Origin of the sequence: Kurthia sp. FSL E2-0154, assembly GCF_038003625.1 — a bacterium.
Lineage (GTDB): Bacteria > Bacillota > Bacilli > Bacillales_A > Planococcaceae > Kurthia > Kurthia gibsonii.
Genome location: NZ_JBBOPO010000001.1, coordinates 1,732,501 through 1,745,521, shown reverse-complemented (window position 1 = coordinate 1,745,521; position 13,021 = coordinate 1,732,501). Strand labels below are relative to the sequence as shown.

The following is a 13,021-nucleotide window of genomic DNA, read 5'->3' as shown; positions in this document are numbered from 1 at the left end:
AATACGATTGTTTCATTTTACAACAATATTCTGAAAAAATACATGACTATAATTGTAAAAATAGAAAATTCATATCTTCAAAAGTGGTGTGAATTGGTAGATTCTTTGCCCGACATACAGTGCTGTGCTATACTGCTAAATGAATATATAACAGCATTTAAAATTGAATAGTTAGAAAGTGGGATGACGAGATGTCAAACAAATATAAAGTAGGAGACGTGGTGACAGGGAGAGTGACAGGGATTCAATCATACGGTGCTTTTGTTTCGTTAGATGAGCAAACGCAAGGATTGGTGCATATATCTGAAATTACGTATGGTTTTGTCAAAAATATTACGGATTTCATCTCTGTCGGTGATTTAGTAAAGGTGAAGATTTTAGAAGTAGAAGATGCGAATAAGAAAATTAGTTTATCCATTCGTGCGCTACAAGAAAAACCACCGAAAAAGAAAGAATTACCACCGCGTAAGTCGTTACAAGATCGTGTAAATGAACGAGACGCTGTCGGATTTAATTCTTTAAAAGAAAAGCTCGACCAGTGGATTAAAGAATCTGGAATTGAATAACATCTCTACAACCACTTTACTCTAAAATTTTATTCGAGTTAGAATAAAGTAGTATTGTTTTTAAACAAAATTAAAAAGAAGAGTTTGAGACATAAACATTTTGTTATGTCCCGGGCTCTTCTTTTTATATGTGACAATCTGTTATTTACCGATTAAAACAAATACATTTTCATCAGGAGCCTGCATAACCGCTACATGTCCCCCTAAGTGATTGGGGAAAGGAGTGCGTATCCATATAACTTCTTCATTGTCTTTTAACATTTCATAAGTTTCTTGCACATCCGATACGATAATTTCGGTTTCAGAAAATTGTAAATCAGGATTATCTTTTAAAACGAGTTCTGAATTGCCATCAGGGAAAGTCATTCCTACAAGTCTCCACTTGTTCTGTTCATCTTGAAAAGTATCCCATGATTTAGTTAATCCGAGTATTTCATAAAAGCGAATCGATTTTTCAATATCTTGTGTATAAATTGCAACGCATTCAATCTTTCTCCACATAAAATAAAGCACCCTTTCAAATGAGAATATATGTTCTCGTTTTATTATAGGGTAAAATACTTCAAAAGAAAACTAAATCCTTATTTAATTATTTTTTAATTTACGCAATCGATATTGTAAGTTTTGACGACTCATTCCAAGTGCCTCAGCAGCTTTTGTAATGTTATGACCGTATTTATCAAGTACCTTATTTAAATAATAGGCCTCTGCTTCACGTAAATAATTGTCTAAAGGCATCAGTTCTTGTTCTGCTTGGATAACAAAATCCTCTGCGTGAAGGGGCGTACTATCACGATATTCTTGTACCTTTAATTTAAAATGATGTGGTAGTAAGTCATACGTAATATACTCCTCATTCGAAATCATCGTACTCATCTCATCTAATAACACTTCAAGTTCTTTCAAATTCCCAGGCCAGTCGTAGTGCTGGAAAAGTTGTTCTACTTCATTTGTGACACCTTTAATCTGACTACCGAAAATGCGACGATAACGTGCTAAATAGTCTTGAATGAAAGGTCCCATATCGCTCAAACGCTCACGTAGAGGTGGTACAGTAATGGATACAGAAGCAAAGAAATAGTATAAATCTTTTAATAACACTTGTTCAGCAATTAAATCAATGGGATCATTGCCAACACTTGCGATGAAAAGATGTTCCGTTGAATATGTTTCAAGCACTTGAAGTAACTCTTTTTGTTGCTCAAGCGATAAAAATTCGATTCGTTCGCAAAAGATTGTACAACTGTTATGTTCTTCTAATTGCTTTGTTAATTTCTCAACCATATGTTCATCAGAACGATTGCAATATAATGTAATAAATTCATCAGGTACTGGAACAGTTGCATAATGAATTCCTTCAGCAATCAAATCCTTCCCGGTACCTGATTCACCAATTAAAAGTACAGGTAACTTTGCAATAGCAGCTTTTTTTGCAATTTGAACGACGCGCTTCATTTCAGGTGAAACAGCTGTAATCACATCAAATGTAATGGGTTCCCCGTAACGCTGTAAAGGTTGATTTACTAATTTCTCAAGTGTGGTAATATCACGTGCAAATTCGATAGCCCCGACAATTTCATTATGTTGTTTAACCGGGTATGTATCATTGATTGTTGTAATCTCTTGGCCATTATGATTCCAATACGTTTGTTTAATATTCAACACAGGCTCACCTGTTTGTAACACATAAAGTAATGTTGATTCATCTGCATTATTAAAACGAAAAACATCTAAGATGGAACGATCTGACATATCCTCTAAGTTCAATCCTTCAATTTTTTTCATCTGTTCATTATAAATAATCGTTTGACCCTGTGCATTAATCGCATGAATCCCTACTGTCGAGTGTTCGGTTAAAAATTCATAAAATACTGTTAAATCAAGGTTTTTCTTCATATTTTCGCTCACTCCGTAAAAAAATTTGTTAAAATTACAATTTTTCTCTTGAAAAACGCAACATTCTCTTGCATTATTATAAGTGTAAAGGATAAATAAACGCAAATATTTTTTGCGCTTTCTTTTTAACACACAAAGGAGGACTAGAAATGATTCCATACAAAACAGAACCATTAACAGATTTTTCGAAAGAGGAAAATCGTCAAGCATATAGAGAGGCCATCCAAAAAGTTCAACAAGAACTTGGAAAAGATTATCCATTAATTATTGGTGGCGAAAAAATCGTTACAGAAGATAAAATCACTTCTTATAACCCAGCGAAGAAAACTGAAGTTGTAGGTACAGTATCGAAAGCAACTCAAAAATTAGCTGAAAAAGCAATGCAAGTTGCAGACGAAACATTCAAAACTTGGAGTAAAGTAGATCCTGCAGTTCGTGCAGATATTCTATTCAAAGTAGCCGAAATTACAAAACGTCGTCGCCATGAAATGTCAGCGATGATGACACTTGAAGCAGGTAAACCATGGGTAGAGGCAGATGCAGATACAGCAGAAGCAATCGACTTCTTCGAGTACTATGCACGCCAAATGCTTGAATTAAAAGACGGTAAACCAGTTCTTTCACGTCCAGGCGAGTTCAATAGATTTGACTACCGTTCACTGGGGGTTGGCGTAGTCATCTCACCATGGAACTTCCCATTTGCAATTATGGCAGGTACAACAGTAGCGGCTGTCGTAACAGGTAATACAGTACTATTAAAACCAGCTTCAACAACACCAGTAATCGCATACAAATTCATGGAGATTCTTGAAGAAGCAGGTCTTCCAGCAGGCGTAGTGAATTACGTACCAGGTTCTGGCGCAGAAGTAGGCGACTACTTAGTAGATCACCCACGTACTCGTTTTGTATCATTCACAGGTTCACGTGATGTTGGTTTACGCATCAACCAACGTGCTTCTGTATTAAATGAAGGACAAATTTGGATTAAACGTGTCATCGCTGAAATGGGCGGTAAAGATACAATCCTAGTTGATAAAGAAGCGGATTTAGAATTAGCTGCACAAGCAATTGTAAAATCAGCATTCGGTTTCTCAGGTCAAAAATGTTCAGCTTGTTCTCGTGCAGTCATCGTAGAAGATGTATATGATCAAGTGGTAGAACGTGTAACAGAATTAACAAAAGAATTAACAATTGGTGATCCAACAAACCCAGATAACTTCATGGCAACAGTAATTGATGAAGCAGCATACAAAAAAATCACTTCTTACTTCGATGTAGCGAAAGAAGAAGGGCGTATTGTAGTAGGCGGTACAGCAGATGATTCAGTTGGTTACTTTGTACATCCAACAGTTGTAGTAGACGTTGCACCAACAGCTCGTCTAATGCAAGAAGAAATCTTTGGACCAATCGTTGCGATTGCAAAAGCAAAAGACTTTGAAGAAGGTTTAGCGATTGCGAACAATACAGAATACGGTTTAACAGGTGCAGTTATTTCAACAAACCGCGAACACATCGAACGTGCACGCGAAGACTTCTTCGTAGGTAACTTATACATTAACCGTGGTTGCACAGGCGCAATCGTAGGTTACCAACCATTCGGTGGTTATAACATGTCAGGTACTTGCTCGAAAGCAGGCGGTCCAGACTTCTTAACATTACACATGCAATCAAAATCAGTTTCAGAAGCATTTTAATTTATGTGGATGAGGGGTTTTTACGCCCCTCATTTTTATCCACTGTTATAAAGCGTTTACATATAAACAACAAGGAGGAAAATAAGATGACAATTACACAAAATATTATTGAACAAACAAACTCAATCGGTGCAAAAAACTATTTACCACTTCCAATCGTTATTTCAGAAGCAGAGGGTGTATGGGTAACAGATCCAGAAGGTAACAAGTATATGGATATGCTTTCAGCTTACTCAGCAGTAAACCAAGGACACCGTCATCCGAAAATTATCCAAGCATTAAAAGATCAAGCGGATCGTGTAACATTAACTTCACGTGCATTCCACTCAGATCAATTAGGTCCATGGTATGAAGCTGTTAGCGAATTAACAGGTAAAGAAATGGTTCTTCCAATGAATACAGGTGCAGAAGCTGTTGAAACAGCATTCAAAGCTGCGCGTCGTTGGGCATATGATGTAAAAGGCGTTCCAGATGGTCAAGCAGAAGTAATCGCATGTAATGGTAACTTTCACGGACGTACAATGTTAGCTGTATCATTAACATCAGATCCTGAATATCGTCGTGGATTCGGTCCATTATTACCAGGAATTAAATTAGTAGATTACGGTGATATCGAACAATTAAAAGAAGCAATTACACCGAATACTGCAGCATTCATGATTGAACCAATTCAAGGTGAAGCAGGGATTGTATTACCTCCAGCTGGATTCTTAAAAGCAGCGCGTGAACTTTGTCGTGAACATAACGTTCTATTTATTGCAGACGAAATTCAAGCAGGTCTTGCACGTACAGGTAAAATGTTTGCTTGTGAATGGGAAGATGTAAACCCAGACATGTATATTTTAGGTAAAGCACTTGGTGGTGGTGTATTCCCAATCTCATGTGTTGTAGCAGATAAAGATGTACTTGGTGTATTCAATCCAGGTTCACATGGTTCAACATTCGGTGGTAACCCACTTGCTTGTGCCGTATCAATTGCAGCTTTAAATGTATTAAAAGATGAAAAATTAGCTGAACGCTCTCAAGAATTAGGCGAATACTTCATGGGTAAATTACGTGAAATTAAAAACCCTCATATTAAAGAAGTACGTGGTCGCGGTTTATTCATCGGTTTAGAACTAGATGTAGAAGCGCGTCCATACTGTGAAGAATTAATGGAATTAGGTCTATTATGTAAAGAAACACACGATACAGTTATCCGTTTTGCTCCTCCTCTTGTCATTACAAAAGAAGAATTAGATTGGGCAATCGAAAGAATCCAAAAAGTGTTTTCAAAATAAACCCAAAATAAGAGAAAATGGAACTAAACTGTGTTACAATATGTGCGAATCAATATGATGAAATTTCCAAAAAAATACTTTCTCATATGATTGCAAATTATTAAATAGTAAAGAGGCGAAAAAATCAAATGGCAGAAAATCTAAACCTGTTCACATCTACGCAAGAAGTAATTAAAAAAGCTCTTCAAAAACTTGGCTATGATGAAGGCATGTACGAATTATTAAAAGAACCACTTCGTATGCTAGAAGTGCGTATTCCAGTGAAAATGGATAACGGACAAGTAAAAGTATTTACAGGATACCGTGCACAACACAATGATGCTGTAGGACCAACAAAAGGTGGCGTACGTTTCCACCCAAATGTTTCTGAAGAAGAAGTAAAAGCTTTATCAATGTGGATGACATTAAAAGCAGGTATTGTAGACCTACCATATGGTGGCGGTAAGGGTGGCGTAATCTGTGACCCACGTCAAATGTCAATGGGTGAACTAGAACGTTTAAGTCGTGGTTATGTACGAGCTACAAGTCAAATTGTAGGACCAACGAAAGATATTCCAGCACCAGATGTTTTCACAAATGCTCAAATCATGGCATGGATGATGGACGAATATAGCCGAATGGATGAATTCAACTCTCCAGGATTCATTACAGGTAAACCAATTGTACTAGGTGGTTCTTTAGGACGCGATAAAGCAACTGCACAAGGTGTCACAATCGTCATTGAAGAAGCAGCGAAACGTCGTAACATTGATATTAAAGATGCACGCATTGTCATCCAAGGTTTTGGTAATGCAGGTAGCTTCTTAGCAAAATTCATGAGTGATTTAGGTGCAAAGGTAGTTGGTATCTCAGATGCTTACGGTGCACTTTATGATCCAGAAGGTTTAGATATTGATTATTTATTAGATCGCCGCGACAGCTTTGGAACCGTAACAACTCTATTTGAAAACACAATTTCAAACAAAGAATTACTAGAATTAGAATGTGATATTCTAGTACCAGCAGCGATTGAAAACCAACTTACTGCAGAAAACGCACATCGTATTAAAGCAAGTATCGTAGTAGAAGCAGCAAATGGCCCAACAACTTCAGAAGCAACAAAAATTCTGAATGAGCGTGGTATTTTACTTGTACCAGATGTACTTGCAAGTGCTGGTGGCGTAACAGTTTCTTACTTTGAATGGGTACAAAACAATCAAGGTTACTACTGGACAGAAGAAGAAGTAAATGAAAAGTTACTTAAAAAGATGGTAGAAGCATTTGATAATGTTTATACTGTAGCCACTTCACGTAATATTGATATGCGTTTAGCAGCTTATATGGTAGGCGTTCGTAAAACAGCAGAAGCATCTCGCTTCCGTGGCTGGGTATAATTGTTCCCAAAACAATCATATGAACATAAGAAAACCGGAATCGCGTTGTGTCGCGATTCCGGTTTTTCATTTTACTAAAAAGGGAAATGAACTATTTTATTATTTTTGAACAAAATAGACTTTTTGAGAAGGGAGCTCTAGACAATTCAATTGTCCACCGAAAGTTGCACCACCATCGATGCCGATAATACGATTTTCACCAAAATAAATTTTATGATTCAAGCAATCTTGATGTAAATGCTTTGTAGGGGTATGGCCGAAAATAACTATTTTTTGTCCCTCATATTTTTGATGAAATTCATCGCGAATCCAAAGCAGACTCTTTTTCGTATTTTGATTGAAAGGGATATGTGGATCAACACCTGCATGTACGAAAATGTAATTGTCTTGTTCAATCGACGTATCAAGATGACGGATAAACTCTAAATGTTTGATAAGATCTTCACATAAAAAAGCTTGCAAAGAAAAGTCATGTAAATCGCCAGCTTGCTTTAAATCTTTTTCAGTAAAGCTATAGCTACGCATCGTGGCCAAACCACCCGCAGTATAAAGCCAAAAATCCTACTCGTATTTATTCTCTTTTTCAAATACATCGAGCATAATTTGCTCATGATTCCCCATCAACACTTTTGCACCATTCTCTTTTAACTTCATAATAAAATCGAGTACCTCTTTTGAAGCAGGACCACGGTCGATATAGTCACCTAATAAAATAAGTTAATCTTTAGCATCATCATATTTTACTTGTTCTAGTAGTTCTTTAAAAAGATATAACTCACCATGAATATCACTAATTAATAATGTTCGACTCATATGAACCTCCTAGTCCTTCGTTTTCAGTTGGTCAGGTCTTTCGTCAATATGTCGCCAATTTGTTACGCCATCATCTTCATCAAAAAGAATCGTGACACGTGATACTTTCTTTTGTGCGAGTAAGATCTCCATTAAGTGATCACGAATATCATCAACATATGCGAAAGATAAAGTAGGGTCAACCTCTGCCATGAGTTCTACATGTAGGAATTCACCTTCTTTAATGACTTCTAGTCGTTTAATGTCCCGAATGTTTGGATCATCTGATACAAGGTAAGCGATATGGTTCAACATTTCTTCATCTGTTTCTCCGATTGCACCACGTGCGTTTTCTAAAAATACAGTACCTACAACATAGAACATCATTAAACCAATTAATATAGAAGCAATACCTTCAGCAGCCTCAAATCCAGTTAAGTGAGAAATCACAACTGAGATAATCGCGATGACACCACCACCTGTAGCGACAGAGTCTTCCATGAAGACGAGTTTCGTTGCAGGCTTCGCATTTTTTAAATGTTTAAGCGCTTTTGGAATAGCTGTTAGAGGATTTGTTTTCTCTCCAGCATCTTGTGCAATCTCAGTTGCAGCTTTTATTAATACACTTCCTTCTAGTATAACTCCAACTGCTAAAACCGAAATTGTAATCCATAAACCTGTAGAAGTTGTTGGATGAACAATATGATTAATTCCTTCTACAATTGTTTCATAAGCTAAAATGCCAACAATTAATACGGCGCCTAGACAGACAAGATTAACAACGCGTCCAAATCCAGTTGGGAATTTTGGAGTAGGTGCTTTCTTTGAAAGGGCAGAACCAATAAATACAAAAAACTGATTGGCTGCGTCTCCTAGAGAGTGCATCATTTCAGCGAACATCGCAACGTTACCTGTAAAGAAAAACGCAACTCCTTTTACAATACCTAAAACTAAATTGACAATAGCAGCCAGTAAAGAAGGTTTATTACCTTGTTTTAATAAATGGAATATTTCTTTCATATGAAACCTCTTTCTTCTTATAGAATAGTTACCTCAATATGATTAATAAAAGGAAGTGATTTAAATTTTTTATAAACAGCAAAAGTATCTGTTTTTTCAACGAATGAGAGTTGAACACTAATCTCATGGTAAACAACATGATCTGGATATTCTAAGTCCTTAATTTTTAGCTTCTCCATAATAAATTCATTACTCTCTAAATAATTAATCACTTTTTCAATATCATCCATACTCTCCAATCGAATCAATACTTGGACGTCTTGTAAACGAAGACGTTCCGGCCCAAACTTTGTAAAGATGGGTGCAATGACTTCAACTCCAAGTAAGACTACAAGGACAGATAAAATTGCAGGGATATAAAATCCAGCACCTACTGCTATACCAATACCCGCTGCGCCCCAAATCATAGCAGCAGTTGTTAAACCGCTAATTGTATTGTCAGTTCTTCTTAAAATAACACCAGCACCAAGGAAGCCAATACCGCTAACTACTTGTGCAGCGAGACGGAGAGGATCCATTGTAATGTTAATACCAGGAACTGGCGTTGCTTGATGAACAGCTTGTACAGAGATAATTGTTAACAGACAACTAAATGTTGCAATTACAAGTGATGTCTTTAAACCGACAGGTTTCTTCTTTAATTCACGTTCTACCCCGATGATTAAACTTAATATTGCAGCGATTGCCATTTTTAATGTAGATTCTAAAACAAAAGCTGTATCTGCAAAAAACTCCATAAAATCAACTCTTTCAAATAAGTATTTATAAAGCATCGTACAACATAACTACCTATGATATGATAGGTGAGTGTTTTAGGTTATTGTACTATAAAATGGAAAAAAATATATAGAAAGTGGGTGTTATACATCATGGAGAAACCAAAAGTGCATACATTAATAGTTATTTTTATTGGTGTCATCTCTGTATCTGCCTCAGCAATCTTTGTAAAGTTAGCAGATACAACAGCTGGTACAACAGCTTTTTATCGTATGTTTTTGTCTGTATTAATTATGTTACCATTATTTTTGAACCGCCATGTACACGAATTAAAACAGCTTGTTAAAAAAGATTGGATTTTTTCTTCGATTGCGGGTGTATTGTTAGCGTTTCATTTTATCTTATGGTTTGAGTCATTAAACTATACATCTGTTGCGAGTTCAACTGTATTAGTAACGTTACAACCTTTATTTGCTGTCTTTGGTACATATTTTTTCTTTAAAGACCGTGTAGGTGCAAAAGGGATTTTAGCAATGGCAATTGCTATTGGAGGTAGTGTATTAATTAGTTGGGGAGATTTTAAAGTAGGAGGTACAGCCTTTTACGGTGATATATTAGCTTTAATTGCATGTGCATTTGTAACAGGTTATATGTTATTCGGACAAGATGTGAGAAGACGAGTAGGTTTGACAACATACACAATGATTGTTTACACAGTTAGTACAATTACATTAGCTCTTTATGTATGGACTAAAGGGGAAACTTTTATTGTTACAAGACCAATGGATTGGTTCTGGTTTGTGTTATTAGCCATCGTACCAAATTTATTGGGGCACAACTTATTTAACTGGGCTTTAAAATATGTATCTGCTAATACGATTTCAATTGCTATTTTGTTTGAACCAGTAGGCGCATCTATTTTAGCTTACTTTATATTTGCAGAGAAATTAATCGCTACACAGTACATAGGTGGAAGTATTATAATTGTTGGTATTTTACTTTATATAGTAGATGGTAAAAAACTTTTGAAATTATTTCAGAAAAACTCTTGATTTTTTTAACGGCATATATTATATTTATATATGTCGTTAAGACAACGTTGAAATCAACGAAATAATACTTCGGAAATTATGTTAAAAAAGTTATTGACAACTTAGAAGCATAAATGGTAGTATAAAGTAGTTGTTAACAAAACAACGAAAAATAAAAATAAAAAATATGTTGACAACAACTTGAAGCTTTGTTAAGATATTAAAGTCGCTAACACGCGTTAGTGAATGAACCTTGAAAACTAAACAAGCAAGAAGATAATCACAAACAAGTCTTATCACATTAAGTGAATAAGCAATTGTTATCAAAAGATAACGCTAGCAAAGCAAATGAGCTTTCAAACTACTTTTATGGAGAGTTTGATCCTGGCTCAGGACGAACGCTGGCGGCGTGCCTAATACATGCAAGTCGAGCGAATGACGAGAAGCTTGCTTCTCTGATTTAGCGGCGGACGGGTGAGTAACACGTGGGCAACCTGCCCTACAGATTGGGATAACTCAGGGAAACCTGGGCTAATACCGAATAATCCTTCGAATCACATGTTTTGAAGTTGAAAGGCGCTTCGGCGTCACTGTAGGATGGGCCCGCGGTGCATTAGCTAGTTGGTGGGGTAACGGCCTACCAAGGCAACGATGCATAGCCGACCTGAGAGGGTGATCGGCCACATTGGGACTGAGACACGGCCCAAACTCCTACGGGAGGCAGCAGTAGGGAATCTTCCACAATGGACGAAAGTCTGATGGAGCAACGCCGCGTGAGTGATGAAGGTTTTCGGATCGTAAAACTCTGTTGTAAGGGAAGAACAAGTACGTTAGGAAATGAACGTACCTTGACGGTACCTTATTAGAAAGCCACGGCTAACTACGTGCCAGCAGCCGCGGTAATACGTAGGTGGCAAGCGTTGTCCGGATTTATTGGGCGTAAAGCGCGCGCAGGTGGTTTCTTAAGTCTGATGTGAAAGCCCACGGCTCAACCGTGGAGGGTCATTGGAAACTGGGGAACTTGAGTGCAGAAGAGGATAGTGGAATTCCAAGTGTAGCGGTGAAATGCGTAGAGATTTGGAGGAACACCAGTGGCGAAGGCGACTGTCTGGTCTGTAACTGACACTGAGGCGCGAAAGCGTGGGGAGCAAACAGGATTAGATACCCTGGTAGTCCACGCCGTAAACGATGAGTGCTAAGTGTTAGGGGGTTTCCGCCCCTTAGTGCTGCAGCTAACGCATTAAGCACTCCGCCTGGGGAGTACGACCGCAAGGTTGAAACTCAAAGGAATTGACGGGGGCCCGCACAAGCGGTGGAGCATGTGGTTTAATTCGAAGCAACGCGAAGAACCTTACCAGGTCTTGACATCCCAATGACCGTCCTAGAGATAGGATTTTCCCTTCGGGGACATTGGTGACAGGTGGTGCATGGTTGTCGTCAGCTCGTGTCGTGAGATGTTGGGTTAAGTCCCGCAACGAGCGCAACCCTTATTCTTAGTTGCCATCATTTAGTTGGGCACTCTAAGGAGACTGCCGGTGACAAACCGGAGGAAGGTGGGGATGACGTCAAATCATCATGCCCCTTATGACCTGGGCTACACACGTGCTACAATGGACGATACAAAGAGTCGCAAACTCGCGAGGGTAAGCTAATCTCATAAAATCGTTCTCAGTTCGGATTGTAGGCTGCAACTCGCCTGCATGAAGCCGGAATCGCTAGTAATCGCGGATCAGCATGCCGCGGTGAATACGTTCCCGGGCCTTGTACACACCGCCCGTCACACCACGAGAGTTTGTAACACCCGAAGTCGGTGGGGTAACCGTAAGGAGCCAGCCGCCTAAGGTGGGATAGATGATTGGGGTGAAGTCGTAACAAGGTAGCCGTATCGGAAGGTGCGGCTGGATCACCTCCTTTCTAAGGAATATAACGGAAAAGACCTTGGGTCTTATACAGATTATCTTACTTGCTGTTTAGTTTTGAAGGCTCATGCAAATGATCTTCAAACCTTGCTCTTGCGATTACTTGTCGCAGAGTAAAACTTGTTCTTTGAAAACTGGATAAAACGACATTGAAAGTAACACAAACACAAATTTCTTTTATAGATTTTGAATTATTAAGTTTTAATTTTTTAGGCTTAATGACTTATGTGAAAATTATTTCAAGATGCAAGTAAGACGCGAAAGCAAACGCAGTGAGAAGCGGAGTGTACATACGTACATGAGCATTCGAACAAGTGTAGCTGACAAAGTATTACGCAGCAGATTGGAATCAATTAGGTTAAGTTATTAAGGGCGCATGGCGGATGCCTTGGCACTAGAAGCCGATGAAGGACGGCACTAACACCGATATGCTTCGGGGAGCTGTAAGTAAGCTTTGATCCGGAGATTTCCGAATGGGGGAACCCACTGTTTTTAATCGAACAGTATCCTAACGTGAATTCATAGCGTTTTGATGGCAGACTCAGGGAACTGAAACATCTAAGTACCTGAAGGAAGAGAAAGAAAATTCGATTCCCTTAGTAGCGGCGAGCGAAACGGGAAGAGCCCAAACCAAGAAGCTTGCTTCTTGGGGTTGTAGGACACTCTACACGGAGTTACAAAGGAATGAGTTAAATGAAGCGGCTTGGAAAGGCCTACCATAGAGGGTAACAGT

Annotated in this window: 9 protein-coding genes, 2 rRNA genes and 1 pseudogene (1 of these 12 cut by a window edge); 7 read left to right on the top strand and 5 right to left on the bottom strand. The window is 38.2% G+C overall.

What is annotated here, in order from left to right:
• The first annotated feature begins 191 nt into the window (after nucleotides 1-191).
• Complete coding sequence (gene yugI / locus MHB75_RS08610; protein WP_141274593.1) at nucleotides 192-566, top strand: S1 domain-containing post-transcriptional regulator GSP13; 375 nt, start codon at nucleotides 192-194, stop codon at nucleotides 564-566.
• A gap of 141 nt (nucleotides 567-707) precedes the next feature.
• On the opposite strand, the gene MHB75_RS08605 is transcribed toward yugI, so the two are convergent.
• Together MHB75_RS08605 and MHB75_RS08600 are read right to left on the bottom strand one after the other, a co-directional pair.
• Complete coding sequence (locus MHB75_RS08605) at nucleotides 708-1,067, bottom strand: VOC family protein (protein ID WP_340997101.1); 360 nt, start codon at nucleotides 1,065-1,067, stop codon at nucleotides 708-710.
• 84 nt (nucleotides 1,068-1,151) lie between these two features.
• Nucleotides 1,152-2,462 carry a sigma 54-interacting transcriptional regulator gene (locus MHB75_RS08600; RefSeq protein WP_141274969.1) on the bottom strand — a complete coding sequence of 437 codons (1,311 nt, stop codon included), beginning with the start codon at nucleotides 2,460-2,462 and terminating at the stop codon, nucleotides 1,152-1,154.
• Nucleotides 2,463-2,611: 149 nt separating this feature from the next.
• Between MHB75_RS08600 and pruA the strand changes: the two genes are divergently transcribed.
• From pruA to MHB75_RS08585, 3 genes are all read left to right on the top strand, one after another.
• Nucleotides 2,612-4,156, top strand: a complete 1,545-nt coding sequence (gene pruA / locus MHB75_RS08595; protein ID WP_141274968.1) for an L-glutamate gamma-semialdehyde dehydrogenase — start codon at nucleotides 2,612-2,614, stop codon at nucleotides 4,154-4,156.
• Nucleotides 4,157-4,242: 86 nt separating this feature from the next.
• Complete coding sequence (locus tag MHB75_RS08590; RefSeq protein ID WP_087680050.1) at nucleotides 4,243-5,436, top strand: ornithine--oxo-acid transaminase; 1,194 nt, start codon at nucleotides 4,243-4,245, stop codon at nucleotides 5,434-5,436.
• 128 nt (nucleotides 5,437-5,564) lie between these two features.
• Entirely contained in the window at nucleotides 5,565-6,809 is a 1,245-nt protein-coding gene (locus MHB75_RS08585; protein ID WP_340997098.1) for a Glu/Leu/Phe/Val family dehydrogenase, read from the top strand.
• 99 nt (nucleotides 6,810-6,908) lie between these two features.
• Here the strand turns inward: MHB75_RS08585 and MHB75_RS08580 are convergent.
• From MHB75_RS08580 to MHB75_RS08570, 3 genes and pseudogenes are all read right to left on the bottom strand, one after another.
• A pseudogene (locus MHB75_RS08580) lies at nucleotides 6,909-7,622 on the bottom strand (metallophosphoesterase family protein).
• A gap of 9 nt (nucleotides 7,623-7,631) precedes the next feature.
• Nucleotides 7,632-8,621, bottom strand: coding sequence for a cation diffusion facilitator family transporter (locus tag MHB75_RS08575; protein ID WP_340997095.1), 990 nt, complete (start codon nucleotides 8,619-8,621; stop codon nucleotides 7,632-7,634).
• Between the two features lie 17 nt (nucleotides 8,622-8,638).
• A complete protein-coding gene (locus tag MHB75_RS08570) occupies nucleotides 8,639-9,358 on the bottom strand; it encodes an MgtC/SapB family protein (protein WP_141274965.1) in 720 nt (239 codons plus the stop codon).
• A gap of 132 nt (nucleotides 9,359-9,490) precedes the next feature.
• Here MHB75_RS08570 and MHB75_RS08565 point away from each other — a divergent pair, with 132 nt between their 5' ends.
• The 3 genes from MHB75_RS08565 to MHB75_RS08555 all read left to right on the top strand — a co-directional run.
• Nucleotides 9,491-10,390, top strand: coding sequence for a DMT family transporter (locus MHB75_RS08565; RefSeq protein ID WP_340997093.1), 900 nt, complete (start codon nucleotides 9,491-9,493; stop codon nucleotides 10,388-10,390).
• Nucleotides 10,391-10,735: 345 nt separating this feature from the next.
• Nucleotides 10,736-12,283 (top strand): 16S ribosomal RNA (locus tag MHB75_RS08560).
• A 361-nt stretch (nucleotides 12,284-12,644) separates the two neighbouring features.
• Nucleotides 12,645-13,021: ribosomal RNA gene (locus MHB75_RS08555) — 23S ribosomal RNA — on the top strand; it runs 2,553 nt beyond the window's last position.
• Together the 16S and 23S rRNA genes form the textbook arrangement of a ribosomal RNA operon.

Excerpts from the sequence above, each read along its gene's own strand:
- yugI (WP_141274593.1), top strand. The coding sequence starts at position 192 with ATGTCAAACAAATATAAAGTAGGAGACGTGGTGACAGGGAGAGTGACA.
- MHB75_RS08605 (WP_340997101.1), bottom strand. The coding sequence starts at position 1,067 with ATGTGGAGAAAGATTGAATGCGTTGCAATTTATACACAAGATATTGAA.
- MHB75_RS08600 (WP_141274969.1), bottom strand. The coding sequence starts at position 2,462 with ATGAAGAAAAACCTTGATTTAACAGTATTTTATGAATTTTTAACCGAA.
- pruA (WP_141274968.1), top strand. The coding sequence starts at position 2,612 with ATGATTCCATACAAAACAGAACCATTAACAGATTTTTCGAAAGAGGAA.
- MHB75_RS08590 (WP_087680050.1), top strand. The coding sequence starts at position 4,243 with ATGACAATTACACAAAATATTATTGAACAAACAAACTCAATCGGTGCA.
- MHB75_RS08585 (WP_340997098.1), top strand. The coding sequence starts at position 5,565 with ATGGCAGAAAATCTAAACCTGTTCACATCTACGCAAGAAGTAATTAAA.
- MHB75_RS08575 (WP_340997095.1), bottom strand. The coding sequence starts at position 8,621 with ATGAAAGAAATATTCCATTTATTAAAACAAGGTAATAAACCTTCTTTA.
- MHB75_RS08570 (WP_141274965.1), bottom strand. The coding sequence starts at position 9,358 with ATGGAGTTTTTTGCAGATACAGCTTTTGTTTTAGAATCTACATTAAAA.
- MHB75_RS08565 (WP_340997093.1), top strand. The coding sequence starts at position 9,491 with ATGGAGAAACCAAAAGTGCATACATTAATAGTTATTTTTATTGGTGTC.